The organism is Streptomyces sp. NPDC004134 (assembly GCF_042874195.1).
Lineage (GTDB): Bacteria > Actinomycetota > Actinomycetes > Streptomycetales > Streptomycetaceae > Streptomyces.
Genome location: NZ_JBIAMS010000002.1, coordinates 30,255 through 56,475 on the forward strand (window position 1 = coordinate 30,255; position 26,221 = coordinate 56,475).

The 26,221-nt window shown below is 72.5% G+C and carries 17 protein-coding genes; 12 read left to right on the forward strand and 5 right to left on the reverse strand.

Annotated features, from left to right (window positions below):
• Window positions 1–126: 126 nt before the first annotated feature.
• Together ACFYVJ_RS03425 and ACFYVJ_RS03430 are read right to left on the reverse strand one after the other, a co-directional pair.
• Complete coding sequence (locus ACFYVJ_RS03425; protein ID WP_388886201.1) at window positions 127–4,071, reverse strand: glycoside hydrolase domain-containing protein; 3,945 nt, start codon at window positions 4,069–4,071, stop codon at window positions 127–129.
• 99 nt (window positions 4,072–4,170) lie between these two features.
• Window positions 4,171–8,178 carry a glycoside hydrolase domain-containing protein gene (locus tag ACFYVJ_RS03430; protein WP_388886203.1) on the reverse strand — a complete coding sequence of 1,336 codons (4,008 nt, stop codon included), beginning with the start codon at window positions 8,176–8,178 and terminating at the stop codon, window positions 4,171–4,173.
• Window positions 8,179–8,836: 658 nt separating this feature from the next.
• Between ACFYVJ_RS03430 and ACFYVJ_RS03435 the strand changes: the two genes are divergently transcribed.
• The 5 genes from ACFYVJ_RS03435 (at window position 8,837) to ACFYVJ_RS03455 (ending at window position 14,647) form a co-directional block, all read left to right on the forward strand.
• Window positions 8,837–9,832, forward strand: coding sequence for a LacI family DNA-binding transcriptional regulator (locus ACFYVJ_RS03435; protein ID WP_388886205.1), 996 nt, complete (start codon window positions 8,837–8,839; stop codon window positions 9,830–9,832).
• Window positions 9,833–10,038: 206 nt separating this feature from the next.
• Entirely contained in the window at window positions 10,039–11,577 is a 1,539-nt protein-coding gene (locus tag ACFYVJ_RS03440; RefSeq protein WP_388886207.1) for a GntP family permease, read from the forward strand.
• A gap of 46 nt (window positions 11,578–11,623) precedes the next feature.
• Entirely contained in the window at window positions 11,624–12,799 is a 1,176-nt protein-coding gene (locus ACFYVJ_RS03445) for a CaiB/BaiF CoA transferase family protein (RefSeq protein WP_388886209.1), read from the forward strand.
• Window positions 12,796–13,620, forward strand: coding sequence for an HpcH/HpaI aldolase/citrate lyase family protein (locus tag ACFYVJ_RS03450; RefSeq protein ID WP_388886211.1), 825 nt, complete (start codon window positions 12,796–12,798; stop codon window positions 13,618–13,620). Before ACFYVJ_RS03445 ends, ACFYVJ_RS03450 begins: the two co-directional genes overlap by 4 nt.
• Window positions 13,621–13,681: 61 nt before the next feature.
• A complete protein-coding gene (locus ACFYVJ_RS03455; RefSeq protein WP_388886213.1) occupies window positions 13,682–14,647 on the forward strand; it encodes a LysR substrate-binding domain-containing protein in 966 nt (321 codons plus the stop codon).
• A gap of 36 nt (window positions 14,648–14,683) precedes the next feature.
• Here the strand turns inward: ACFYVJ_RS03455 and ACFYVJ_RS03460 are convergent, their stop codons facing one another.
• A complete protein-coding gene (locus tag ACFYVJ_RS03460) occupies window positions 14,684–16,297 on the reverse strand; it encodes a long-chain fatty acid--CoA ligase (RefSeq protein ID WP_388886215.1) in 1,614 nt (537 codons plus the stop codon).
• Between the two features lie 166 nt (window positions 16,298–16,463).
• Here ACFYVJ_RS03460 and ACFYVJ_RS03465 point away from each other — a divergent pair, with 166 nt between their 5' ends.
• The 6 genes from ACFYVJ_RS03465 to ACFYVJ_RS03490 all read left to right on the forward strand — a co-directional run bounded on the left by ACFYVJ_RS03465 (window position 16,464) and on the right by ACFYVJ_RS03490 (window position 23,239).
• Window positions 16,464–17,258, forward strand: a complete 795-nt coding sequence (locus tag ACFYVJ_RS03465; RefSeq protein ID WP_388886216.1) for an ABC transporter ATP-binding protein — start codon at window positions 16,464–16,466, stop codon at window positions 17,256–17,258.
• A 10-nt stretch (window positions 17,259–17,268) separates the two neighbouring features.
• Window positions 17,269–17,943: an ABC transporter ATP-binding protein gene (locus ACFYVJ_RS03470; RefSeq protein WP_388886217.1), complete on the forward strand. Its 675-nt coding sequence runs from the start codon at window positions 17,269–17,271 to the stop codon at window positions 17,941–17,943.
• A gap of 53 nt (window positions 17,944–17,996) precedes the next feature.
• Window positions 17,997–19,253 carry an ABC transporter substrate-binding protein gene (locus tag ACFYVJ_RS03475; protein ID WP_388886219.1) on the forward strand — a complete coding sequence of 419 codons (1,257 nt, stop codon included), beginning with the start codon at window positions 17,997–17,999 and terminating at the stop codon, window positions 19,251–19,253.
• Between the two features lie 67 nt (window positions 19,254–19,320).
• Complete coding sequence (locus ACFYVJ_RS03480) at window positions 19,321–20,190, forward strand: branched-chain amino acid ABC transporter permease (RefSeq protein WP_388886220.1); 870 nt, start codon at window positions 19,321–19,323, stop codon at window positions 20,188–20,190.
• Window positions 20,187–21,242, forward strand: coding sequence for a branched-chain amino acid ABC transporter permease (locus ACFYVJ_RS03485; RefSeq protein WP_388886222.1), 1,056 nt, complete (start codon window positions 20,187–20,189; stop codon window positions 21,240–21,242). The genes ACFYVJ_RS03480 and ACFYVJ_RS03485 overlap by 4 nt, the downstream gene beginning before the upstream one ends.
• Before the next feature lie 14 nt (window positions 21,243–21,256).
• Window positions 21,257–23,239 (forward strand): helix-turn-helix domain-containing protein, encoded by a 1,983-nt coding sequence (locus ACFYVJ_RS03490; RefSeq protein ID WP_388886223.1) that lies wholly within the window; start codon window positions 21,257–21,259, stop codon window positions 23,237–23,239.
• 19 nt (window positions 23,240–23,258) lie between these two features.
• Here ACFYVJ_RS03490 and ACFYVJ_RS03495 read toward each other — a convergent pair whose 3' ends face one another.
• A complete protein-coding gene (locus ACFYVJ_RS03495) occupies window positions 23,259–23,684 on the reverse strand; it encodes a nuclear transport factor 2 family protein (RefSeq protein ID WP_388886225.1) in 426 nt (141 codons plus the stop codon).
• A gap of 166 nt (window positions 23,685–23,850) precedes the next feature.
• On the opposite strand from ACFYVJ_RS03495, the gene ACFYVJ_RS03500 reads away from it, so the two are divergent.
• Window positions 23,851–24,861, forward strand: a complete 1,011-nt coding sequence (locus tag ACFYVJ_RS03500) for a DUF5954 family protein (protein WP_388886227.1) — start codon at window positions 23,851–23,853, stop codon at window positions 24,859–24,861.
• A 24-nt stretch (window positions 24,862–24,885) separates the two neighbouring features.
• Here the strand turns inward: ACFYVJ_RS03500 and ACFYVJ_RS03505 are convergent, their stop codons facing one another.
• The gene (locus ACFYVJ_RS03505; RefSeq protein ID WP_388886229.1) at window positions 24,886–26,109 is read right to left on the reverse strand and encodes an MBL fold metallo-hydrolase; all 1,224 of its coding nucleotides are present in this window, start codon (window positions 26,107–26,109) and stop codon (window positions 24,886–24,888) included.
• Window positions 26,110–26,221 lie beyond the last annotated feature (112 nt).

Here is a 26,221-nt window from a genome sequence, read left to right on the forward strand (position 1 = left end):
GACTTGGCGCGGATTGTCTCCGGCGGGCGTCACACGTCGAACAGTCCGTGCGAACAGTCGCCTTCTGTGCGAGAGGACCGGAGCCCGGGGCGGTGGCGGCCCGGGCTCCGGTCGGCGTCGCATCCGTTACGGGCGTTCGCGGATGGCGATGGCGTCGTAGACCAGCCAGGAACCGGCGGCGTTGGTGAGCGTGAGGGTGTTCCGGCCGGTACGCAGCCGGTCGGCCGGGAGCGTGACGTCGAGCGTGCTCGGGCGGATCGCTCCGTCCTTTCCGTCACCCCAGTGGTAGCCCTGGCCGCCGCCCTTGGCAGCGGTGACGTTCGTGGCCGGCCCGTCGTTGAGGGAGAGCTGCAGGGTCGGCGGTCCGGATTCGTGGGTGTCGATGAGCCAGGCGGTGAAGGCCAGATCGGCGGCGGGTGCCTCGTCGAGGTCGAAGCGCAGGGTGAAGGTGTGCGGCTTGGCCCCCGCCCAGCCGTCGCTGGGGCCGGGGTGGATGTAGCTCCAGGCGGTCGCCGGGTCGCTGCTGCCGATCGTGAAGTCGACGCCGTCGGGGAACGTCTTGGGGTAGTCGCCGTAGCGGGCCGGCGACAGCGCGAACTCCCCCGTGGCCAGGTCGATGTTGCCGACCAGGGCCACCTTGCGGCTCACGGTCGCGGACAGTTCGCTGTCGACGCCGCCCTCCCCCCATGCGGCGGTGAGCGTCAGGGACTGCTCGCCCGACGCATCCGCCGGCGGGGTGAGGGTGAACGTGGTCGTGGCCTTTCCGCCGGCCGCGACGTCGAGCGATCGCTTCGCGGGCTCGACCGTCCAGCCGTCCGGCGCCTTCAGGCCGACGTCGACGGCGTGTGCCCGGTCGACGTCGTTGCTGTTGACCTGCACCCGTACGGTCGACGGCGTGTCCTGCAGCAGGATCAGCCGCTCCGGCACGGCCTCGATCGCCAGTACCGGTGCGATGTGGACGTACGTGATGGCGTCCGGTAGTTCGGTGCCGTCGGCGTCCTTTCCGCTGATCACGACGCGGTGCAGTCCCGGCGCCGCGTCGGGGCCGACGCGGAGGGTGAGGTCCAGTTCGGCCGTGGCGTCCCCGGGGGACGTGAGGGTTCCGCTCGCGGGCTGGAGGGTGATGCCGCTCGGGGTCTGGGCACGCCAGGTGGCTTTGACCGGCCGGTTCGTGAGGTTGCGGGCGGCCAGCGTGAGGGTGCCGCTTTCGCCCGCGTCGAGGCGTACGGTGTCGCGCGTGGTGTGGAGCACCGCGGGCGCTTCCGGCGACTTCGAGGGCGGCAGTTCCGCTACGCCCCACTTCTTGTTGGGCTCCGGGCCCATCCACAGCTCCAGCGTGCCGCCCTCGGCGAGCCGGTCGTGGTGGAACCAGGCGTTGTCCTGCCGCCGGCCGTTCAGGGCCGCCCGCTGGATGTACATGTGCTCGGCCGAATTGTCGTGGGTGACGATCCGGAACCGGCCGCCCGCATAGTAATCCGGGTGCAGTTGGATCGTGACCGCGTCGAACACCGGTGAGGTGATGTCGTACACCGGCCGGGACAGGCTCGCCCCCGTCACCTCGAACAGCCCCATCGCCATCAGCGCACTCATCGACCCCATCTGGCCCTGGTCCTCGTCGAAGTGGCCGTAGCCGTCGGTGGTCGAGACCGCGCCGTAGGTCTTCTCCTTCACCTGCCGCACCCAGTACTGGGTCAGCCACGGATGTCCCACGTAGTTGAAGAGGTGCGCCACCTGCAGTCCGGGCTGGTTGCCGTAGCTGACGTGCCCCTTCCCGTACTCGGCGATGAAGTTCGCGTCCGCGGACTGCTCGAAGGCGTAGTTGAGCTTGTCCGCGTACGCCTTCCGGCCGCCGAGCCTGTTGGCCAGGGCGATCACGTCGTGCGAGGTGAACCAGGTCGCCTGCCATGAATTCGCCTCGACGAAGTCGTCGTGCGACAGCGGGTCGAACGGGTCCTGCCAGCGGCCGTTCATGGCACGCGGCCGGATGAATCCGGTGGACCGGTCGAAGAGGTTGCGCCAGCTCCCCGACCGTTCGATGAGGTAGGCGCCCATGTCGGTGTCGTCCCACACCTCGAACTCGCCCAGCCCCACGTTCTCCCCGGTGCCGCCGGTCGCCTCGAACCGCACCCAGCTCACGCGCTTGGGCCGGAACTCCACCACCTTGTTCCGGCCGTCACCGGGAATGCCGTCCACCTTGACCGACGACCCGTCGCTGAACGACAGCACACCGGAGTTCACCCGTGAGTCGCCCTCGGTGCGGTCGCCGAGCACCACCTTGTGGACGCGCTTCTTCTCCGCCCAGCTCAGCTTGATCCACGGCTTCCGCTCTTTCGACGCCCACTCCACGTTCACCGGCTCGGTCACGCTGGACCTCGGCGGCCGCCCGTCGACCGCCCGCACACCCGCCTGCGTCGAGTCGTTCACCTGCGACGACACGGACACCTCGGCGAACTGCGCCACGTTCAGGCCCGACTTCCCCAGCCGCCGCGCCAACTGCCCCAGCGTCCAGTCCTGGAACGCGTACTCCAGGGTCTGCCCGGCACCGCCTTCCAGCGGTCCGCCGCAGATCTCGTTCGGTACGTATCCGAGGTCGAAGTAGTAGCGGGCGCCGCCGCAGCTCCCCCAGCGCCCGTATTCGAACGAGCCGGCCTCGAAGAGGCCGCCGAGGGAGTGGGCGTCGAGCATGGCCTCGTAGGCGAGGTCGATGTCGAAGTCCCGGATCCCCTTGTTCCAGGCGCCGCTGATGAACGACGTCACGGGCGATCCGGTCATCACCCACGAGTAGTCGCCGGCCACGGGGCCTCGCGGGAGCAGCCCCCCGTCCTGGTACATCCGGAGCTGCGACTTCACGATGCTGGAGTAGATCTCCGGATAGGCCAGCCCCAGCACGGTGTTGAGGTTCCACTGCGTCAGCCACAGCGCGTCGTAGTTGTACATCGCGTACCGCGGCAGACCGCGGGCGTCCGACGGAATCTTCTGGACCTTGCGGTGCTGCCAGGTGTTGTCGAGGTACGTGCCGTCGGCGTCGCTGATCACGCTGCGGCCGCAGAGAACGTGGAACAGGTCGGTATAGAACTTCACCTGCTGCTGGTCGCTGCCCCCTTCGACGTCGATACGGCCCAGCAGCCGGTTCCAGTGCTCCTGCGACGCCGCCTTGACCGCGTCGAAGTCCCACCCCGGCAGTTCGGCGTCCAGGTTCTTGCGCGCCCCTGCGACCGACGTGAAGGACAAGGCGACCTTCACCTGGACCTGCTCCCCCGCGTCGAGACGGCCGTAACGGACATAGAAGCCCGCGCTGTCACCCTCGACCTCGTCGACCGCGGCACCGCCGTCGGCAAGCTCGCCGTCCGCCCAGCCGTGCATGGAGTCGAAGGCCCGGTCGAACCGGATGCTGAAGAAGAGCTGGTTGTTGTGGTCGGGATAACTGGTGCCGCGCTGGAATACGTAGCCTTCCACCTCGCGGTCGCCGCGCCTGGTGACGCGGGCGTTCTTCATGATCGCCTCGCCCAGGGTCCCGCCGAGGTTGACGACGATCTCGCTCCCGCCGGCCTCGTCGTACGTGTAGCGGTGCAGGCCGACGCGATCGGTGCAGGTCAGCTCGGCGGTGATGCCGTACCGGTCCAAGTGCAGCCGGTGGTAGCCGGGTTCCGCCACCTCACCGACATCGTGATTCACGTACGACTGCCAGCCGGTGTCACCCTCCAGCTTCGGCACCCCCTCTCCGGTCGTGGGCATCACCTGCACCCCGGAGATCTGCCAGCAGTGCAGGTGGCTGAAGCCCTTGACCTGGTTCTCCTTGCGCATGTAGCCCGTCCCCCACGTCGCGTGGGTGCTGGTGTCCGGGCGCAGCTTGACCAGGCCGAAGGGGTTGCTCGCCGACTGGAAGAAGAAGAACCGGCCCCGGTCAGCCTCCACCCAGGGGTTCACGAGCTTCACGTAGTCCCGGCCCGCCTCCCCCGCGGCTTCCCCGGCCCCCGGCGCCGCCGCCCAGGCGCTCCCCGGGCCGTACGCGCCCACCACGCCGGCGCCGAGCACGCCGCCGGTGGACAGGAGGAGGCGGCGGCGAGACATTCCACCGATGGCTTTCCGTGCAGGCATGGGCAATCCCCTGTCGATTCGTTGGGACACGGATGACGAGCTCGATGCGCGGTCGTGCACGGTGGACGGCGGCTACGGCGTCTCGCGGATGGCGAGGGCGTCGTAGACGATCCAGGAGCCGGCCGAGTTGGTGAGCGTGACGGTGTTCCGGCCGGCGCGGAGCCGGGCGGCGGGGAGGGTGACGTCGAGGATGGCGGGGCGGATGGCTCCGCCGGTGCCGTCGCCCCAGTGGAAGCCGTCACCGCCGCCGCCGGGGAGGCTGACGGTGGTGGCCGGTCCGTCGTTGAGGGCGACCCGTATGGACGGTCCGGACTGCTGGGTGTCGACGAGCCAGGCGGTGAGGGCCAGGTCGGCGGCGGGTGCCTTGTCCAGGTCGAAGCGGAGGGTGAAGGTGTGGGTCTTGGCGCCGGCCCAGGCGTCGCTGGGGCCGGGGTGGATGTAGCTCCACGCGGTCGCCGGGTCGCTGCTGCCGATGGTGAAGTCGACGCCGTCGGGGAAGGCGGCGGGGTAGTCGCCGTAGCGGTTCGGTGCCAGCGCGAACTCCCGCGTGGCCAGGTCGGCGTCGCCGAGACGCGCGACGACCCGGTGGACGGTGGCGGCGGGCTGGTGCTCGGCGCTGCCCCAGCCGCGTTCGGCGAGCAGGGTGAGGGTCTGCGGTCCGGCGGCGCCCTGCGGCGGGGTGACGGTGAAGGTGGTGGTGGCGCTCGCGCCCGCGGCGACCTGCACGGTGCGGACCGGCGGCTCGACGCGCCAGCCCTCGGGGGTCCGCAGGGAGACGTCGGCGCCGAGATCCTGGTCATCGTTGCCGGTCAGCCGCACCTGGAAGGTGACGGGGGCGGATTCCAGCAGATGCAGCTCCGCGGGCTCGGTCTCGATGGAGAGCGCGGGTGCGACGTGGACGTACGTGATGGCGTCGGGTAGTTCGGTGCCGTCGGCGGCCCGGCCGGTGATCACGACGCGGTGCAGTCCTGGCGCGGTGCCGCCGGCGACTCGCAGGGTGAGGTCGTGCTCGCCGGTGCCGTCGGCGGGTGCGGTGAGGGTTCCGCTCGCGGGCTGGATCGTGATGCCGGTGGGGGTCTGGGCGCGCCAGGTGGCTTTGACCGGGCGGCGGGTGAGGTTGCGGGCGGCCAGCGTGAGGGTGCCGCTCTCCCCCGAGTCGACCCGTACGGTGTCACGCGTGGTGTGGAGGACGGCGGGTGCCTCGGGCGACTTCGAGGGCGGCAGTTCCGCTACGCCCCACTTCTTGTTGGGCTCCGGGCCCATCCACAGCTCCAGCGTGCCGCCCTCGGCGAGCCGGTCGTGGTGGAACCAGGCGTTGTCCTGCCGCCGGCCGTTGAGAGCAGCGCGCTGGATGTACATGTGCTCGGCGGAATTGTCGTGGGTGACGATCCGGAACCGGCCGCCCGCGTAGTAGTCCGGGTGCAACTGAATGGTCACCGCGTCGAACACGGGCGAGGTGATGTCGTACACCGGCCGGGACAGGCTCGCCCCCGTCACCTCGAACAGCCCCATCGCCATCAGCGCACTGATCGACCCCATCTGGCCCTGGTCCTCGTCGTGCCCCCCGTATCCCTTCGTCGTGGTCGTACCGCCGTACGTGATCTCCTTGACCTTGCGCACCCAGTACTGGCTCAGCCAGGGATGGCCCACGTAGTTGAAGAGGTGCGCCATCTGCAGGCCGGGCTGGTTGCCGTAGTTGACGTACGCGTCCTCGTCGCCGTTCTGCCCCGCCCCCGTGAACTCGGCCTCCTCGGACCGCTCGAAGGCGCCGTTGAGCTTGTCGGCGTACGCGCTCCTGCCGCCCAGCCTGTTGGCAAGACCGAGGACGTCGTACGAGGCGTACCAGGTGGCCTGCCAGGAGCTGGCCTCGACGAAGTCGTCGGGGGACAGCGGGTCGAAGGGGTCCTTCCAGCGGCCGTTGGCGTCCCTGGGCCGGATGAACCCGGTGGCGCGGTCGAAGAGGTTGCGCCAGCTCCCCGACCTCTCGATCAGGAAGGCACCGGCATCGGTGTCGTCCCACACCTCGAACTCGTCGAGCCCCACGTTCTCGCCGGTGCCGCCGGTCGCCTCGAACCGCACCCAGTTCGTCCGCCGGGGCCGGAACTCCACGACCTTCTTCCGGCCGTCACCGGGAATGCCGTCCACCTTGACCGACGACCCGTCGCCGAACCACAGCACACCGGAGTTCACCCGCGAGTGACCCTCGGTGCGGTCGCCGAGCACCACCCTGCGGACGCGCTTCTTCTCCGCCCAGTCCAGCCTGATCCACGGCTTCCGCTCCGTCGACGCCCACCCGGCGCTCCCCGGCCCGGTCATGCTGGACCGCGGCGGCCGCCCGTCGACCGCCCGCGCGCCCGCCTGCGTCGAGTCGTTCACCTCCGAGGACACCGACACCTCGGCGAACTGCGCCACGTTCAGCCCGGACTTGCCCAGCCGCCGCGCCAACTGCCCCAGCGTCCAGTCCTGGTACGCGTACTCGACGGTCTCCCCCGAGCCGCGGCTGCGCCATCCGGCGTGCAGGTCGTGGGGTACGTACCCGATGTCGAGGTAGGCGCGGCCGCCGCCGTGGTTCTCGCCCCAGGTGGCGTATTCGTACGGGGCCTTGTCGAAGAGGCCCCCGAGGGAGTGGGCGTCGAGCATGGCCTCGTAGGCGAGGTCGATGTCGAAGTCCCGGATCCCCTTGTTCCAGGCGCCGCTGATGAACGACGTGGCCGGGGAGCCGGTCATGACGAACGAGTAGTTGCCGGCCACCGGGCCTCGCGGCAGCAGCCCCCCGTCCTCGTACATCCGGAGCTGGGACTTCACGATGCTGGAGTAGATCTCCGGATAGGCCAGCCCCAGCACGGTGTTGAGGTTCCACTGCGTCAGCCACAAGGCGTCGTAGTTGTACATCGCGAACCGCGGGCGGCCCGAGCTGTCGAGCGGCAGCCGGCCGATCCGGCCGCGGCTCCAGGTGTCGTCGAGGTACGTGCCGTCGGCGTCGCTGATGACGCTGCGGCCGCACAGGACATGGAACAGGTCGGTATAGAACTTCACCTGCTGCCGCTCGGTGCCGCCTTCGGCGTCGATGCGGCCCAGCAGGCGGTTCCAGTGCTCCTGCGACGCCGCCTTGACCGCGTCGAAGTCCCACCCCGGCAGCTCCGCCACCAGGTTCTTCCGCGCCCCGGCCACCCCGGTGAAGGACAGCGCGACCTTCACCTGCACCTGCTCCCCGGCGTCGAGACGGCCGTACCGGACGTAGAAGCCCGCGCCGTCGCCCTCGACCTCGTCGACCGCGGCGCCGCCGTCGGCAAGCTCACCGTCCGCCCAGCCGTGCATGGAGTCGAAGGCCCGGTCGAACCGGATGCTGAAGTAGAGCTTCGTGCGCTTGTTGTCGCTCTGGCCGTAGTAGTAGCCGTTGGTGATCGCGCCGGCCTGGGCGACGTATCCCTCGACGACCCGGTCGCTCACCCTGGTGACGTGGGCGTCCTGCATCTCGGCCTCACCGAGTACGCCGCCGAGGTTGACGACGATCTCGCCGGGACCCTGTTCGTCGTACGTGTAGCGGTGCAGACCGACGCGATCGGTGCAGGTCAGCTCGGCGGTGATGCCGTACCGGTCCAAGTGCAGCCGGTGGTAGCCGGGTTCCGCAACCTCGCCGGCATCGTGATTCACGTACGACTGCCAGCCGGTGTCACCCTCCAGCTTCGGCACCCCCTCCCCCGACGTGGGCATCACCTGCACTCCGGCGATCTGCCAGCAGTGCAGGTGGCTGAAGCCCTTCACGTGGGATTCGCTCCTGCGGTAGCCGGTGCCCCAGACCGAGTGGGTGCTGGTGTCCGGGCGCAGCTTGACCATGCCGAAGGGGTTGCTCGCCGACTGGAAGAAGAAGAACCGGGCGACGTCGGCCTCCACCCACGGGTCGACGAGGCGTACGTAGTCGCGGGCGGGCCCGGCCGCGGGCGCGTCGCCCGGCGCCGCCGCGGCGGCCGTGCCTCCGACGACACCTGCGCCCAGGGTGCTCACGGCGAGCAGCCCGCTGGTGGAGGCCAGGAAGCGGCGGCGGGACGTGGCCGGAGTGGACGGATCGGGCTGCGACATGTCTCTGCCTTGTCTTTGAAGCGGCGCGCGGGACCGTTCGGTGCCGTGCGCCTGCGTTGTCGATGACCCTGGTGGTGCCGGTGCTCAAGCACCCCTGGCAGTCCGGCCGACCGGCTCGCGACCCGGCACGGCGCCTCACCGGAGAGCGGACTGCAAGCACGGGCTGGGGCCGAGGGGCCCGGTGCGCCGGTCCTTCAAGTGACGGAATGTCTGGGCGAGTTATCGTTACCATGTGGCAGTGCGGTTGGAACGTAAGGGCCGGATGGGCCCGCGTCAAGGGGGTGCGTTCCTCCGAGTTGAGTCGCACCCTCCTGAGCTGGTACGCAAGAAGATCACCGCGCTGCAGCGGGGAACTCCCCGTCGGCGAGCGGGCTTTAGGCTGCACCGGCATCGCGCTCGACGCGAAGATAGCGTTACCATCGCCCTGCCGAACTCGGATCGATACGCTTCCCCACACGTTCCGTGCTCCCGGCGTCGCTCTCCGGCCTCACGTCATGGCGTTCGGTGCTAGCGTGGTGCCGCTCGGCAGGTCGGCGGCAGGGATCGCGGAATCTCCTCGTCCGTCGCCGTTCGGCGGGCCGGGCGCGGGGGCGCCTCGACGTGACACAACGGGGAGAAGACGGTGACCGAGGACTCGCCATCTCGCCGCCCTCCGACGATGCGGGACGTCGCCGAGCACGCCTCGGTGAGTCCCATGACGGTGTCCCGGGTGCTGCACGACGACCCCGGGGTGAGCAAGGCAACCCGGGAGCGCGTGCTCGCCGCGGTCGACTCCCTCGGCTACCGGCGCAACGAGGTCGCCCGCAACCTCCGGCTGGGGCGGACCAGCGGGCTGATCGGCCTCGTGGTCACGAACCTCGCGAACCCCTTCTACTCCCAGTTCGCCCTCGGCGTGGAAGCGGGCGTCAGCCCGCACGGCCTGAAGGTCGTCCTCACGAACACCGACGAGGACGTGGAACGCGAGCGGCGGCTCGTGGAGGAGCTGACCGCCCGCCGCGTCGACGGCATGATCGTCGTGCCGGCCGGCAACGACCACTCCCACCTCGCCGCGCAGCCGGGCTCCGTGCCCATCGTCCTGGGCGCCCGGCCCCCGTCCGGCGTGCCGCTGGACTGCGTGCTGGTGGACGACTTCGGTGGCGCGCGCGAGGCGACGGCCGGTCTCCTGGCGGCCGGCCACACCCGGCTGGGCTTCCTCGGCCTGCCCCCGTCCGTCTGGACCAGCTCCGAACGGTTCCGCGGCTTCTGCGTCGCGCTGGAGGAGGCGGGCGTCGCACTGGACGAGCGGTACGTGCGGCTGCGGCAGCGCACCATCCCGGCCGCCGAGGCCGCCGCCCGGGAGCTGCTGGAACTCCCCGGGCCCCCCACGGCGCTCTTCTGCGCCAACAGCCGCAACACCCTCGGTGCCTTCCGCGCCGCGAGCCGGCTGGGGCGCCCCGTCAGCCTGGCGGGTTTCGACGACTTCGAGTTGGCCGACGTACTCGGCGTGCCGCTGATCGTGGCGTACGACCCGCGCGAACTCGGCCGGCGCGCGGCGGAACTGCTGCTGCGCCGCATGAACGAACCGGATGCCGATCCGGACGATGCCGCGCCGCTGCGGATCGTCGTTCCCACGAAGGTCGTGCGCTACGGCGACCCCGGTTCCGGCCCTCACTGACGGGCTGCGGATCCCACCGCGATTTCCGGTGATGGCCGGACATACGGCCTCGTGACCCGATCCGGATATCGCGGTCCACATTGCTTCGCGACGGGCCAGGGAAGCCATAACCGCGGCTGATACCCCTATCGCGGATCTCCGCCTTCCGCCCCCGTGACCACCGTGTTTCCATCTCATGCACTCACACCGTGGTGAGAGGAACTCCCTTGACAGCACTGCATACAGCGATAGCCATCCTCGTGGTCATCCTGCTCATTCTGGTACCGAAGGTCGAACCGGTGATCGCCCTGGTCATCGGGTCCCTCTATCTCGGTATCGCGTCCGGCCTCGGCTTCGAAGGCACCATCCACACGATCGTGGACGGATTCGGCGACATCATGGCGGAAGTCGGTCTGCTGATCGGCTTCGGCGTACTTCTCGGTTCGCTGCTGAACTCCATGGGTTCGCTGCAGAAACTGGTCGAGAAACTGCTGCGCGCCCTCGGCCCCGGAAAGCTCCCCTATGCGCTCGCCGGGGCCCTGAGCGCGGTCTTCCCGTCCATTTACGTGGACGTCCAGCTCGTCCTCGCCGCCCCGCTGGCCAAGTCCGCGGCGCCGCGCATGGGGCGCTACGGGCTGCCGATGATGAGCGGCGCGCTGAGCGCGGGCATCCTCGTCGGCTACGTGTTCGTCGTGCCCGGCCTCGGCACCCTGGCGATCGCCGGGCTGCTGCACGTACCGCTCAGCACGATGCTGGTGTACGGGTTCGTCCTCGGCCCGCTGGCCGCGCTGCTCACCACGTTCCTCTACGGCCGGCTGCTGCGCCACGGCCTGTGGAACCCCGAGACCGACGAGGTGCCCGACGCCGAGGGCACGCAGGAAGAACGGGACGAGCGGGCCGACCGCGACGCCCCGGCCGCCGACGCGGGCGGCTCGGGCGGCGCGAAGTCCGTACCCCCGCGCGGCCCCCGCGGGAACGCCGCGGCGCCCGGCTCCGGCCGCCGCCCGGCGGGCGGCTCCGGCGCGGTCACGACCGCCGAGGCACCGGCCGCGGCCACCACCGTGGCGGCGGACGTCACCGAGGCCGACGTACCCGGAGCCCGCCGGCCGATGCCGCCGCTGTACCTCGCGCTGCTGCCGATCGCCGTCCCGCTGCTGCTCATCGCGACCGGCGCGATCAGCGACGCCGCCGGGGTGAAGTCCGATCTGCTCACCTTCCTCGGCGATCCCGCGTTCGCCCTGTTCGCCGGCCTGGTCGGCGCGTACGCCCTGGCGAAGTGGGTGCTCACCGACGAGCGGGTGGGCGAGGCGATGACCGAGGGCTTCCACAGCACGGGGCAGATCCTGCTCGTCACCGGCGTCGGCGGCTCGCTCGGTGCGGTGATCGGCGAGACGGGTCTCGACGACGTGCTCGCCGGCGTCTTCTCTGCCGACGCGGGCATGTCCACCGTCGTGACGATCCTGCTGGTCTGGCTGGTCGCGGCCCTCCTGCACCTGGCCATCGGGTCGATCGGCGTCGCCGCCATCGCCGCGGCCGGGATCATCGCCCCGATCATGGGGGAACTCGCCGTGCCGCCGGCCGTGCTGGCGCTGGCGATCGGCTCGGGATCGCTCTTCGCCCTCCAGGTGAACAGCAACTTCTTCTGGATGTTCCAGCCGCTCCTCGGGGTGACCACGCGGGGCGCGCTCAAGGCGCTCACCTTCGTCACCGCGCTGGCCTCCGTCGTCTCGCTCGCCCTCGTCATCGCCGTGAGCTTCGTGGTCTGAGGTCCGCCGCCGGTCCCCAGAGAGCAAGCCCGAGAGAAAGAAGCGCATGCAACCCCTCCGCGGAATCACCGTCGTCTCGCTCGAACAGGCCGTCGCCGCGCCGTACGCCACCCGCCAGCTCGCCGACCTCGGCGCCCGCGTGATCAAGGTGGAGCGGCCCGGCAGCGGTGACTTCGCCCGCGCGTACGACGGCCGCGTGCGCGGGCTCAGCTCGCACTTCGTGTGGGCCAACCGCAACAAGGAGTCGCTGACCCTCGACATCAAGGACCCGCGCGGCAGCGACGTGCTGCGCCGGCTGCTCGCGCGCGCCGACGTCTTCGTGCAGAACCTGGCACCGGGCGCGGCCGGGCGCGCCGGGCTCGGCTGGGCGGAACTGCACGCCGCGCACCCCCGGATGATCGTCTGCGACATCTCCGGCTACGGCGCCCCGGGCCCGTACGCCACCGCGAAGGCGTACGACCTGATGGTGCAGAGCGAGTCCGGGCTGCTGTCGGTGACCGGCACGGCCGCGGAGATGGCGAAGGTGGGCATCTCGGTGTCCGACATCGCGGCGGGGATGTACGCCTACAGCTCGGTCCTCGCCGCCCTGATCGAGCGCGGCAGGACCGGCGAGGGGGCGCACGTCGAGGTGTCGATGCTGGAGGCCACGGTGGAGTGGCTGGGCTTCCCGCTCTACTACGCCTTCGACGGCGCCGAGCCGCCGCCGCGGGCCGGTGCGGCGCACGCCACGATCTATCCGTACGGCCCCTTCACCGCCGGGGACGGCAAGGTCGTCATGATGTGCGTCCAGAACGAGCGCGAGTGGGCGGCGTTCTGCGAGCGCTTCCTGCGGCGGCCCGAGCTGGCGGAGCATCCGGACTACGCGGGCAACGCGGCCCGTAACGCGCACCGCGAAGCCCTCGGCGCGCTCATCGCGGCACGCTTCGCCGAGCTGACCGGCGCCGAGGCCGTCGAACTGCTGGCGGCGGTCCCGGTGGCGCACGCCCGGGTCAACTCGCTCGCCGATGTATGGCGGCACCCGCAGTTGGCCGCCCGCAACCGCTGGCACGAGGTGCAGACCCCGGCGGGTCCGATACCGGCGCTGGCCCCGCCGGGCCCGGTCGACGACGCCCCGCGGATGGATCCCGTGCCCGGGCTCGGCGAGCACACCCGGGACATCCTCGCCGAGGTGGGTCTCGCGGCCGACGAGATCGACGCGCTGGCCGCGGAGGGCACCGTATGACCGGGCACGCGGTGGCGCTCGGCACGGCGGTGAGCTGGCTGTTCGTGCCCGCCACCCGGCCCGACCGGTTCGCGAAGGCCGTCGGGAGCGGCGCCGACGCCGTGATCGTCGACCTGGAGGACGCCGTGGCCGCCGCCGACAAGGCGGCCGCCCGGGACAGCCTGACCGCCGGCTGGCCGCGGGACGCCGCCGTGCCGGTGGCGGTACGGGTCAACGGTCCCCTGACCGCCGAGTCCGCCGACGACCTCGCCGCCTGCCGGGCGCTGTCCCCCGCGGCCGTCGTGCTGCCCAAGGCGGAGTCCGCGGCACAGGTGCGGCAGGCCGCACGGGCGAGCGGCGCCCCCGTACTCCCCCTGATCGAGTCGGCGCGCGGGCTGGTCGGTCTCGACGGCATCGCGGCGGAGCCCGACTGCCTGCGGCTGCTGTTCGGCAGCGTCGACCTCGCACTCGATCTGGGCGTACGGGACGACCTGGCGCTCGACTCCGCGCGGGCGGATCTGGTCCGCTGGTCGGCCGCGCACGGACTGCCCGCGCCCGTCGACGGCGTCACCACGGCGGTACGCGACGCGCCGGCCGTGACCCGGGCCGCCCGCCGCGGCCGCGCCTGGGGCTTCGGCGGCAAGCTGTGCATCCACCCGGCGCAGGTGGCGCAGGTGCACGCCGCCTACGCGCCCGACGAGGACGAGCTGGCCTGGGCCCGGCGGGTGCTGGCCGCGGGTCACGACGGTGCGGCGGCGGTGGCCGGTGAGATGATCGACCGGCCGGTCGTCGAACGCGCCCGCCGCATCGCCGCGCAGGCCGGGCGGCGCACCTCCGCGTAGGCGCCGGGCGGGACACGTCCCGTCGGCGAGACCTCAGTGGGAAGGCGGTGCGGAGAGGCCCGTGGACATCGCTCAACTGCGTGACTTCATCGCCGTCGTCGACGCCGGCAGCCTGTCCCGGGCCACCCGGGCGCTGCACGTCTCCCAGCCCGCGATCAGCCAGCGCATGGCGCAGCTCGAAGCCCATCTCGGGGTGCGGCTCCTGGACCGCGGCCCGCGCGGCGTGCGGCCCACCTCCGCGGGCCGGTCGCTGTACCGGGACGCCCAGCAGTTGGTGCGCCAGTTCGACCGGCTCGCGCAGGACATCACCGGCAGCCGGCCGCCGGTGCACGGACCGGTCGCGATCGGGCTGCCCACCACGGTGGCCGCGCCGCTCGCGCCCGCCCTGTTCACCTGGGTACGGGCCCACTACCCGGGCATCCACCTGCAGGTGTTCGAGTCGATGAGCGGTTACGTGCACGAACTGCTGCTCGCCGGACGGCTGGACCTGGCCGCCGTCTTCCGCGAGGACGCCGCGCCGCGCCCGGCGGAGCTGCCGCTGTACTCGGAGAGCCTGTATCTGATCGGTCAACCGGATCCCGCCCCCGCGACGCTTGCCGACGTGCCCCTGACCGACCTGCGGGACGTGCCGCTGGTGACGCCCGGCGCGCGCAGCAACCTGCGGATCCTGGTGGACCGGGCGTTCGCCGCGTACGGGATGGTGCCCGTGAACGTCGGCGACGTGGAGTCGCTCGGCACGCTCATCCGCATCGCGGAGAGCGGCGAGGCGTGCACGATCCTGCCGCGCTCGGTGGTCGCGGACCACGACCCGCGCCGGCTCGGCGTGCGCCGCATCGTCGCCCCGGCGCTCCGCCGGCACGTCGCCGTTCTCACGGCCACGGACCGCTACGAGCCGCGGGACAGCGTCGAGGCGGTCCGCCGGGGCATCGTCGAGGTCACCCGGGAGCTGGCCGCCGCGGACCGCTGGCCGGGCATCCGGCCGGCGGAGCTCCCCGGGGCGGCGGACCCGGGGCACGAGGCGCCGTAGCAGCAGGGCGGACCGCGCGCCGCGCCCGGCCGCAGGTCAGGACGCGAAGCGGGCGCGCAGCGCCTTCTTGTCGAACTTGCCGGTGCCGGTGCGGGGCACCGCGTCCACGAGTTCGACGCGGTCCGGCAGTTGCCAGCGCGCGAAGCCGCTCCGCTCCAGGTGCGCACGCACCTCGTCCAGGGTCACCGTCGCGCCGTCGCGCAGGACCACGGCCACCAGCGGCCGCTCCGACCACTTCTCGTCCGGCACCGCGACCACGGCCGCCTCGGTGACGGCGTCCATCGCCATCACCGCCGACTCCATGTCGACCGAGGAGATCCATTCCCCGCCCGACTTGACGAGGTCCTTGGCGCGGTCGGTGATGACGAAGTAGCCGTCGGGCGAGCCGGTCGCGATGTCGCCGGTGACGAACCAGCCGTCCTCGGTGAACTGCCCGCCGCCCTCCTCCCCGAGGTACGCGTCGGCCACCCAGGGCCCGCGCACCAGCAGTTCGCCCATCGACGTGCCGTCCCAGGGCAGCGGGTGCCCGTCCCCGTCGCGGATCTGCGTCTGCACCCCCGGCAGGGGCAGCCCCGCCATGTCGCGGACGGCATCCGCGAGCCGTTCCTCGTCCCAGCCGCGCATGCGCTCCTTCGGCCAGGCGAAGCTGGCGAGGGGTGACGTCTCCGTCATGCCCCAGATCTGCACCAGATGGATGCCGAACTCGGTGCGGTAGCGGTCGATGAGTGCGCGCGCCGGCCGCGCCCCGCCGCACAGCAGGTGCCGTACGTCCGGCAGGCCGCCGCCGCGGGCGGCGAGGGCGTCCGCCACGGCCATCCACACGGTCGGCACCCCGGCGGCGACGGTCACGCGCTCCTCCGCCATGAGCTCCACGAGCGCCGCCTCGTCCAGCGGCCCGCCGAAGAACACCTGCTTGGCGCCGTGCGGGGTGGCGGTGTAGGGCAGGCCCCACGCGTTGGCGTGGAACATCGGCACCACCGGAAGCACCGCGTCGCCCGGGCCGATGGACATCGCGGCCCCGGAGGAGCCGGCGAGGGCGTGCAGCATGGTCGAGCGGTGGGTGTAGACCACGCCCTTGGGCCGGCCCGTGGTGCCGGAGGTGTAGCAGAGGCCGAGCGGCGACCGCTCGTCGATCTCGCGCGGCTCGTACGTCACGGGCTGCGCGGCGATGAGCTCTTCGTAGGCCAGGGTGTCGGGCAGCGTCGTGCCGGGCGGCACCCGGTCGGCGAGGACCACCACGTGGTCGACGCCCGCGAGGCCGCCGCGCTCCGCGACCTGCTCCAGCAGCGGCAGCAGGTCGGCGTCCACGAGCACGACCCGGTCGTCGGCGTGCTTGACGATGTAGGCGAGTTCGTCGGCGGACAGCCGTACGTTCAGGGTGTGCAGCACCCGGCCGGTGCAGGGCACGGCCCAGTACGCCTCCAGGTGCCGGTAGCCGTTCCAGGCCAGCGTGGCCACCCGCGCGCCGGACGGCAGCGCCAGCGCGTCGAGCGCGTGCATGAGCTGCTGCGCCCGGCGCCCGAAGTCCGCGTAGGTGTAGCGGTGCCGGCTGCCGTCCGGGAAGCGGGTGACGACCTCGGTGTCGTGGAAGTAGCGCGGCCCGTGGTCGAACAGCAGCCAACTGTTGAGCGGGATGTCCATCATCGCCATGGCGGACATGTTGACCGTGGTCCGGGACCCGGACCACGGAGGAAGACCACACTCCGGACCGCCTTCTTGTGGAGACCTCCTCTGTAGTCGCGCGTGCCGTCCGCTTCTACGTTCTCCCCGACGCCGACGCCCTGTCGGCACCCACCCCGCGGCATCCGAGGTCGGCATGACGAGCACGACGAGAACGACGAGCGGTGACACCACCGCACTCCCGCGCGCCATCCTGTCCACCCGTGGCCTGACGAAGGCGTTCCAGGGCTTCCGCGCCGTCGACGACGTGGACCTGGACGTCAGGGAAGGCACCGTCCACGCCCTTGTCGGCCCCAACGGGGCCGGGAAGACCACCCTGTTCAACCTGCTGACCGGCTTCCTGCCGCCCTCGGCGGGGCGGATCGAGCTGGCGGAGCAGGACATCACCGGGCTGCCGCCGGAGCGGGTGGCGCGTCTCGGGGTGGCCCGCTCCTTCCAGGTCACCAGCCTCTTCCCCGGCGTGACCGCACGCGCGCACCTGGAACTCGCGCTCCAGGCGGGCACCGACCTGGGCCGCCGGCTCTGGCGGTCGGACAAGCTGCTGGCGCGGTTCACCGGGCGCGCGCGGGAACTGCTGGACGAGGTCGGCCTCGCGGAGCGGGCCGAGTCGCCGGCGGGCAGCCTGCCGTACGGGCAGAAGCGCGCGCTGGAGCTGGCGCTCGCCCTCGCCCTCGACCCGCGGGTGCTGCTGCTCGACGAGCCCACGGCCGGCATGGGACTGGAGGACGTCGACCGCACCGTCGCGCTGGTGGACCGCATCCGCGGCGGCCGCACGGTGGTGCTGGTCGAGCACAACATGAGCGTCGTCGGCTCACTGGCCGACACCGTCACGGTGCTGCAGCGCGGCCGGGTACTCGTCGAGGGCCCGTACGGCACCGTCCGCTCCGACCCGCGGGTCGTCGAGGCGTACCTGGGGGCCGGCGTTGCTTGAGGTGCGGGGCGTGACCGCCCACTACGACGAGGCCGAGGTGCTGCGCGAGGTGTCGCTGACGGTCGGCGCCGGCGAGGTCGTGACCCTCGTGGGCCGCAACGGCGCGGGGAAGACCACGCTCCTGCGCTGTGTGATGGGCCTGCACAAGCGCACCGCGGGGACGATCCTCCTGGCGGGCCGGGACCTGGGCGCGGTGCCGCCGCACCGCAGGGCCCGCCGCGGCCTCGGGTACGTCCCCGACGACCGCGGCATCTACGCGGGTCTCAGCGTCGAGGAGAACCTCACCCTGCCCCCGGCGAAAGCGGATTCGGCCTGGCCGCTGACGCGCGTCTACGAGGAGTTCCCGGCGCTCGCCGAGCGCCGCCGCAGCGCGGGCGGCAAGCTCTCCGGCGGCGAGCAGCAGATGCTCGCCCTCGCCCGGGTCCTGCGCACCGGCGCCGGGGTGCTGCTGTGCGACGAGCCGACCGAGGGGCTGGCGCCGATCGTCGTCGAGCGCATCGGCGAGATCCTGCGCGAGGCCAAGCGGCACGGCACCGCGGTGCTGCTGGTGGAGCAGAACCTGCGCTTCGCCACCACCGTCGCCGACCGGCACTACCTGCTGGACCGCGGCCGGATCGCCGAGTCGCTGGCCAACGACGACGTGCGCGAGCGCGAGCACGAACTCCTGGACTACCTGGGCCTGTAGCCCGGCCATCGCAGGGGCCCTAACGGCAACGTCGACCACTTCAAGGAGGAAGCATGGGACACCCATGGTCGAAAGCCGCGGTCGCCACGGCCACGGTGGTGGCGGGATCGCTGCTGGCGGGCTGCGGCGGCGGCGGACCGGGGTCCGGCGGCGGGAAGATCAGCGACGGCGGGATCACCCTGGGCGTGCTCACCGACCTCTCCGGCGTCTACGCGGAACTGGCCGGCGAGGACGCGGTCACGGCGGTGGAGATGGCCGTGGCGGACTTCGAGAAGAAGCACGGCGGCGACGCGGTCACCGACGACATCGAGGTCATCTCGGCGGACCACCAGAACAAGCCGGACGTCGCCAACACCCAGGCGCGGGACATGTACGAGCGGGAGAAGGCCGACGCCGTCTTCGACGTGCCGACGTCGTCCGCGGCGCTCGCCGTGGCGAACGTCGCCGCGCAGTCGAAGAAGCTGTACTTCAACATCGGCGCCGCGACCACGGAGCTGGCCGGCGAGTCCTGCAACCCGTACACGTACGCCTGGGCCTACGACACCTACATGCTGGCCAACGGGACCGGCACCGAGGTGACGAAGCAGGGCGGCGAGAGCTGGTACCTCATCTATCCGGACTACGCCTTCGGCCAGGACATGGAGAAGCAGTTCAGCGCCGCCATCGAGGCGGCAGGCGGTGAGGTGGTCGGCAAGGACCCGACACCGTTCCCCAACGACAACTTCTCCACGTTCCTGCTCAAGGCGTCCGCGAAGAAGCCCGTCCCGGACGTGCTCGGCACCCTCCAGGCGGGCGGCGACCTGGTCAACGTCGTGAAGCAGTACCAGCAGTTCAAGCTCAAGGACAAGGACATCCAGCTCGCCATCGGCCTGATGTTCGACACCGACATCAAGGCGATCGGGCAGGACAAGCTCGCCGGGACGATGTTCACCTCCCCCTGGTTCTGGAACGTCGACGAGGAGTCGAGGAAGTGGGCCGAGCGGTTCAGGGAGAAGGCGGGCACGTGGCCGACGTTCGACCACGCCGCCAACTACTCCGCCGCCACGCACTACCTCGAGGCCGTACAGCGGGCCGGGACCGATGACCCGGAAGAGGTCAACAAGGAGCTGGAGGGCATGAAGTTCGACGACTTCTTCGCCCGCAACGCCGAGGTGCGCGCGGCCGACCACCGCGTCGTGCACGACGCCTTTCTGGCCCGGGTCAAGGACCCCGCCGACAGCGAGACCGACGGCGACTTCACCGAGAAGGTGGAGACCATCCCCGCCGCCGAGGCGTTCGGCCCGCCCTCACCCGACTGCTCGATGAACTGACCGGCGCACCCACGGCCGCGGCCCGCGGAACTCCCGCCGCGGGCCGCGGCGGACGGACGGAACCACGATGACCTCCTTCCTGCAACAGGCGTTCAACGGCCTGGTCTCCGGCGGCTTCTACGCGCTGCTCGCCCTCGGCCTCGCCGTCATCTTCGGCATGCTCCACGTCGTCAACTTCGCGCACGGCGCCGTCTACATGCTCGGCGCGTTCGGCGCGGTGGCCCTGCAGGACTCCGCGGGTCTCGGGTTCTGGTGGGCGCTGCTGCTGGTGCCGCTCGCCGCCGCGCTGGCCGGCATGCTGCTGGAGCGGCTGCTGGTCCACCGGCTCGCGGCCCTCGACCCGCTCTACAACTTCCTGCTCACCTTCGGCATCGCGCTGGTCTGCCAGGACCTGCTGCGCATGAAATACGGCGCCCAGTCCACCCCGTACGACGAGGGCCCCTTCCCGGGCACCGTCGACCTGGGGCTCTTCGACTATCCCGCGTACCAGGTCTTCGTCCTCGGCGCGGCGGCCGTCGTCTGCCTCGCCGTCTGGCTGCTGCTGACCCGCACCCGCGTCGGCACGGTGGTGCGCGCCGCCACCGAACGGCCCGAGCTGACCCGGGCGCTGGGCATCGACACCGCCCGCTGGGTCATGCCGGTGTTCGGCTTCGGCGTCGCGCTCGCCGCGCTGGCCGGGGTGCTCGCCGCGCCCATGCGCGCGGTCAACTCGGGCATGGGCGCGGACCTGATCATCGTGGTCTTCGCGGTCGTCGTCATCGGCGGCCTCGGCTCCATCCCCGGCGCGGTGTTCGCCGGCTTCGCCATCGGGATGCTCCAGGCCCTCGGCAACCTCTACGTCCCCGTCCTCTCGCAGACGTCGGTCTTCCTGCTGATGGCCGTGGTGCTGCTGGTCCGGCCGGCCGGACTCTTCGGCAAGGAGGAGCACGCCATATGATCCTCGCCCTGCTCGACCGGCTCGGCACCAGGCCCGCCTGGCTGCGCTGGGGGCTGCTGGCCGCCGGCCTCGTCTCCGTCCTCGGACTGCCGTGGGTCCTCTATCCCCCGGTGGCCGCGGACATCCTGTGCTGGGGCCTCTTCGCCGTCGCGTTCGACCTGCTGCTGGGGCACGCCGGGCTGCTGTCCTTCGGCCACGCCGCGTTCTGGGGCACCTCGGCGTACACCACGGGGCTCATCGCCATCCACGCCGGCGTGCCGTTCCCGCTCGCGGTGGCCGGCGGCGCGGTGGCCGCGGCGCTCGTCGCCGTGCCCATCGGGCTGCTCGCGGTCCGCCGCAGCGGCATCTACTTCGCCATGGTCACCCTGGCCTTCGCGCAGATGATCTACTTCATCGCCAACCAGTGGGGCGACCTCACGGGCGGCGAGAACGGGCTGCAGGGCATCCCGCGCGAACTGGGCGGCCTCGACCTGTCGGACTCCTTCGTCTACTACTACGCGGCGCTGCCCCTGGTCCTCGCCGGCCTGGCCGCCGCCTGGCGCATCGTGCACTCGCCGTTCGGCCGCGTCGTCGCCGCGGTACGGGACAACCCGGCCCGCGCCCGCGCGCTCGGCTACTCCGTCGACCGCTACAAGGTGGTCGTCTTCACCGTCTCCGCGTTCCTCTCCGGGCTCGCCGGCGGGCTGTACGCCGTCAACCACGGGTTCGCCTCGCTGCAGGAGGTGTACTGGACGACCTCCGGGAAGGTCGTCGTGATGACGGTGCTCGGCGGCATCGGCACCCTGTGGGGCAGCCTGCTGGGCGCGGCGGCCATCGTACGGCTGGAGGACTGGCTTTCCACCTCCGGGTTCGACGAGGTCGGGATCGTCACCGGCAGCCTGTTCATCCTCGTCGTCCTCCTGTTCCGCCGCGGCATCTGGGGCACCGTGGCGCACCTGCTCCGGCCCCGCGGCGACACCGCGGGCATGCGGTCCGCCGACTCCGGGAACGGTACGGTGCGTGACCCCGCCGCCGGCGACCGGCCGGAGCGCTCCCTGGTAAGGGAGCCGTGAGGGAGGAGGCCGCGATGGGCACGGACCTGCCGACCACCGCCCACGCCGCAGGCACGGCGGGCATGGCTGCCGAGCGCCTGCTGCGGCTCCTGCGCGACGGCGCGTCCAGGCGGGAGTACGAGGAACTGCTCGCCGGCGCGCAGGGCGAGGCCGCCGCGGTGCTGCGCCCGCTGGTCGACGACGCGCTGGCGGTGCGCGCGCAGTTGGAGGAGCGCCGCCGGCGCGAGGCGGAGCTGGCCGCGCTGTACGAGACGGCGGGCGACCTGTCCTCGCTGCGCGACCTGGAGGCCGTGCTGCAGGCGATCGTCCGCCGCGTACGCCAGCTCATCGGCACCGACGCCGCGTACCTCATGCTCAACGACGACGACCGCGGCGACACGTACATGCGGGTCACCGACGGCATCCGCACCGACTCCTTCAAGCAGGTGCGGCTCGCGATGGGCGCGGGGCTCGGCGGCCTCGTCGCCAAGACGGGCGTGCCGTACCACACCCCGGACTACCTCAACGACCCGCGATTCGACCACACCATCGACGACGCCGTGGGCGGCGAGGGGGTCACCGCGATCCAGGGCGTGCCCCTGTCCCTGGGCGACCGGGTCATCGGCGTGCTCTTCGCCGCCAACCGCAGGGCCCGCCCCTTCTCGCAGGCCGAGGTGGCGCTGCTGGTGTCCCTCGCCAACCACGCGGCCATCGCCATCGAGAACGCCACCCTCTTCCAGGACGTACGCCGCACCGTCGACGAGCTGACCGAGGCCAACGCGGTCATCCAGGCGCACAGCCGGTCCATCGAACGGGCCGCGGCCCTGCACGAGCGGCTGACCACGATCGTCCTGGACGGCGGGGGCCTCGCCGACGTGGCCGACACCCTGGCCGAAGTGCTCGGCGGCGGCCTCCTGGTCCTCGACCCGCGCGGCCGCACCATGGCGGCGGCCGGCACCGACCCGGTGGTCGAGCAGGCCCGCGCGGAAGGCGCGCTGCCCGACTCCTGCCCCGCTGCCCGCGCCGTCCGCGAGGCGCGCGTACTGAGCACCGACGCGCGCAGGACGCGCCGGGTGGCGGCCGCGGACGGCGGCGGTGCCGCCTGCGCCACCCCCGTGGTCGCCGGCGGCGAGGTGCAGGGCGTCCTGCTGCTGCTCTGCCGCCGCATCGGCGCCGACGACGTACGGCTGCTGGAGCGCGCGGCGATGGTCACCGCGCTGCTGCTGCTCGGCGAGCGGACGGTGGCCGAGGCGGAGCACCGGCTGCGCGGCGAGTTCCTCGACGACCTGCTGTCCTCCCCCCACCGCGACCCGGAGGGGCTGCACCGCAGGGCCGCCCTGATGGGCATCGCCCACGGCCGTCCGCACACCGTGCTCACCGCCCGTTCCCGGGACGGCGCGTCCCGCCGGCGCATCGCGGACGCGGCCGCCCCCTACGCGGTCCGCCACGGCGGCCTGGCGGGGGAGCACCACGGCGACGTCGTGGTGCTGCTGTCCGGCGACACGGACCCGGGGGCGCAGGCCCGTGCCCTGGCCGAGCATCTGCGGCGCACCCTGGACGCGGCGGTGACCGTCGGCGCCGCGGCCGCGTCCGCCGGGCTCGAGGCCATCGTCGAGGCGCACCCGGACGCGGTGCGCTGCCTGGACGTCCTGCTCGCCCTGGACCGCGACGGCGAGGGCGCGTCACCCGAGGAACTCGGCGTCTACGGCCTGCTGTTCCACCAGACGGGCCGCGACGAGCTGCGCCGCTTCGTACGCCGGACGCTCGGCCCGGTACTGGACTACGACGAGCGCCGCAGCGGCGACCTGGCCCGTACCATGACGACCTACTTCGCCTGCGACGCCAACCTCACCCGCACCGCCGCCGCCCTCTACGTCCACGTCAACACCCTCTACCAGCGCATCGACCGCATCACCTCGCTGCTCGGCCCGCAGTGGCGGCACGGTGACCACAGGCTGCAGACGCACCTCGCGGTGAAGGTGCACGCCATCCTTTCCGCCTCCGCGGAACCCGGTTGAGGCGGCCGGCCTGCGCCCCTCACGACAGCAGCCCGCGGTTCCCGTCGCCCCACAGGGCGGTCATGACGATCCCGTGGATCCGCCAGCCGGCCGCGGTGCGGACGAGGTCGAAGCGGTAGCTGCCGCCCAGCGTCCACAGCGAGCCGCCGTACGCCTCCGACTTGCGGTGCGTCGCCTGGAAGGACGCGGTGCACACGGCCGACGCGCCGGTGACGGTGACGAGGTGGTTGCCGAGCAGGTGCTGGGTCGTCTCGTACGCGCCGAGCAGCTCCCGCCAGCCGTCGGCGATCTGGCCGGGGGTCATGACGGCGGGCTCGCCGCCGTTGAGGCTGGTGTAGTCGAGGGTGACGCTGTCGGCGAAGACGCCGGCCAGGCGGTCCCAGTCACGCTGGTCGGCGTACCAGGCCATACGGGTGCAGGTGTCGATGACATCCAGTCGGTCCATGCCGACGATCATGTCCGCGCCGCGGCGCCGCCGGCCGCCGGACTCGCTGCGCGGGCGGGTGCAGCATCGCGCACGGCGCGCGAAGCCTACAGCCGACCGCGCTCCCCGGGGGCCGCCCGGGCGAAAGCCGTCACTCTGTGGTGATCGGTCCGGCACACTGAGGTACATGCCCGACAACGCCGAGCGCGAGCCCCAGCGGGTGACCATCCGCCTCCCCGACCCGGACGACCCGGTCGCCCGCGTCACCGAAACGGACGCCGCCCAGTACGCGATGCGCTACCCGTACATGGTGGTACGCGGCCCGCTGTTCGGCGTCGCCGAGCAGCGCCCCGGCGACGCGCCGCGCTGGCGGCTGTGCTCGGACATGGACGCCGGCATGCCGCAGGACGCCCGCGACGCGCTCAACTCGCAGTTGTGGTTCACCGCCAGGGACAAGGTCCGCGACCGCGAGCAGCGCCGCCGGCTGCTGGCCGCGGTGGCGGTGCTGGAGCGGGAGCCGGTCGACGAGGTGACGGTCGGCGACGTCCGCCACCGCATCGTGCGCGCCGACGAGTTCACCCGCACCGACGGCCGGCGCCCCGAGCCGCCGCGCCCGACGGACCCGGACTCGGACGGCTGGGAGGACCAGGACGTCCCCTCGCGCACCGAGGGCTTCGTCATCGACCCCGACGCGGCGACGGGCCCGGCGGAAGCGCTGCTGCGGATGGCGCTGAAGGAGTACGCGTACTCGTCCCCCCGCTTTCCCCGCCAGGTGCTCGAGGACTCCGCGGCGGCCGTCGTCTCCCACCCCGACGTGGTCATGCTGCCCCCGGCGTTCCGGGTGCTGGAGCAGCACGAGAAGTCGTGGGAGATGGTCGGCTGCCAGCACGCCACGCCGCAGCAGGCGCGGCGGCTGCTGGCCGACTTCCTCACCAACGAGCACGGCTTCCCCCCGCCGATCGGCCCGCCCAAGGCGGACGCGGCGGCCTGCCGGCGGGCCGCGGACGCCTACCGCCGGCGCCGCCGGGGCAACGAAGTCGAGGTGTGCGGGCGGAAGTTCGTGATCGTCCGGGTGGAGCGGACGATGCGTATCGGAGCCGACGGTCCTGAGACCCCGCGCCCCTCGGACGTGGACGACTACGGACCGAGTCAGATCCATCCGGCCATGGACGCGGACGGCACCGTCACCCCCAACTGAAGGCGGGCGACCGCGCGCACGCCGTCAGCCCAGCGGCACGAACGGCCGGTTCAGGTGTGCCGTGGCGAGCACCGCGCCGCGCTCGCGGGCCCGTTCCAGGAGCCGGTGCCGGGTGCGGCGGGCCAGGCCGGGGTCTTCTTCGAAGAAGTAGCGTACGGCCGGATCGGCGAGCTGCACCGCGTGCACGAGGACGTCGCCGGCGATGACGATCTGCCGGCGGCCGCCGTCCACGATCACCGACTGGTGCCCGGGGGTGTGTCCCGGCGTCGGTACGAGCGTCACGGCGCCGCCGCGGCCGCCGGCCAGCCGGGTGCCGCCGTCGACGACGTGGAGCCGCCCGGCGGCGCGCAGCGGGTCGACGGCGTACCTCACCGCGGCGTCACCGGGGTCGAGGGCGGCGAGTTCCGCGGCCTGGACGACGTAGCGGGCCCGGGGGAAGGCGGGCCGGCCGTCGGGGGTGACGGACCAGCCGTAGTGGTCCTCGTGCAGATGGCTGAGGACGACGGCGTCCACGTCGCCGGGCGCGATGCCGGCGGCGGCCAGCCGCCCGGGCAGCAGTCCCGGCACCGGCGCCCAGCTCGCGGCGGGGCTGCCGGCCGGCCCCACGCCGGAGTCGACGAGCACGACCCGGCCGCCGGGCCGCCGCACGGCGAAGCAGCGGAAGTCCAGTTCCCAGGCGTCGCCGGGCCCGAACGCCCGCGGGTCGACGCGCCGCGAGTCAGCCCACGCGCCGGCGGAGGCGCCGGGGAAGGCGTCCGTACGGGACAGGGGGAACGTCCCGTGTGCGTCCAGCAGCGCCACCACCTCGAACCGCCCGGCCCGGCACACGGCCACCCCGGCGACCTCCGGCCAGGCGGGCGCCGCACCGGAGGCGTCCGCGCGGGACCAACCCGGCTCTGACGCCGCGGGGCCGTCCGCCGCGGACCCGGCGGCCGGGCCGCCCGCCGGCACGCGGCGCGACCGGGGTGCGGCGGCAGCCGGGGCCCCGGTCGCCGACGCGGCGACCGCCCCCGCGGCCACCGCCCCCATCCCCCGCAGCATCCGCCGGCGCCCCCACTCGCCGGCGGCGGCCGCTCCCGCCCGCGGGTCCCCCGCCCCGCGGGTCACGTCGCCGGTCGGCTCCCCCGCGCCACCGGCCGCCTCACCGCCCGTTACGGCCCTCTCACCTCTGGCCGCCGCCCTCTCCCCACCGGCCGCCGCGCCCGCCCCGGCCGCCGGCTCCGCGCCCCCGTCGTACGTCCGTCCCATCTCCGCTCCCCTCTCCGCCGGCCGCCGCGCGGCCCCCGTGTGGCAGCAACACTCCCGCCCATCGCCCCGCCCGCGCTTGTAAGTTCGTGCGCGATCCCCGTTCCCGTGTGCA

Coding starts and splice junctions, on each gene's coding strand:
- ACFYVJ_RS03475 (WP_388886219.1), top strand. CDS start 17,997: ATGGGACACCCATGGTCGAAAGCCGCGGTCGCCACGGCCACGGTGGTG.
- ACFYVJ_RS03500 (WP_388886227.1), top strand. CDS start 23,851: ATGCCCGACAACGCCGAGCGCGAGCCCCAGCGGGTGACCATCCGCCTC.
- ACFYVJ_RS03495 (WP_388886225.1), bottom strand. CDS start 23,684: ATGGACCGACTGGATGTCATCGACACCTGCACCCGTATGGCCTGGTAC.
- ACFYVJ_RS03490 (WP_388886223.1), top strand. CDS start 21,257: ATGGGCACGGACCTGCCGACCACCGCCCACGCCGCAGGCACGGCGGGC.
- ACFYVJ_RS03445 (WP_388886209.1), top strand. CDS start 11,624: ATGCAACCCCTCCGCGGAATCACCGTCGTCTCGCTCGAACAGGCCGTC.
- ACFYVJ_RS03450 (WP_388886211.1), top strand. CDS start 12,796: ATGACCGGGCACGCGGTGGCGCTCGGCACGGCGGTGAGCTGGCTGTTC.
- ACFYVJ_RS03485 (WP_388886222.1), top strand. CDS start 20,187: ATGATCCTCGCCCTGCTCGACCGGCTCGGCACCAGGCCCGCCTGGCTG.
- ACFYVJ_RS03480 (WP_388886220.1), top strand. CDS start 19,321: ATGACCTCCTTCCTGCAACAGGCGTTCAACGGCCTGGTCTCCGGCGGC.
- ACFYVJ_RS03425 (WP_388886201.1), bottom strand. CDS start 4,071: ATGTCTCGCCGCCGCCTCCTCCTGTCCACCGGCGGCGTGCTCGGCGCC.
- ACFYVJ_RS03430 (WP_388886203.1), bottom strand. CDS start 8,178: ATGTCGCAGCCCGATCCGTCCACTCCGGCCACGTCCCGCCGCCGCTTC.
- ACFYVJ_RS03460 (WP_388886215.1), bottom strand. CDS start 16,297: ATGGCGATGATGGACATCCCGCTCAACAGTTGGCTGCTGTTCGACCAC.
- ACFYVJ_RS03465 (WP_388886216.1), top strand. CDS start 16,464: ATGACGAGCACGACGAGAACGACGAGCGGTGACACCACCGCACTCCCG.
- ACFYVJ_RS03505 (WP_388886229.1), bottom strand. CDS start 26,109: ATGGGACGGACGTACGACGGGGGCGCGGAGCCGGCGGCCGGGGCGGGC.
- ACFYVJ_RS03435 (WP_388886205.1), top strand. CDS start 8,837: ATGCGGGACGTCGCCGAGCACGCCTCGGTGAGTCCCATGACGGTGTCC.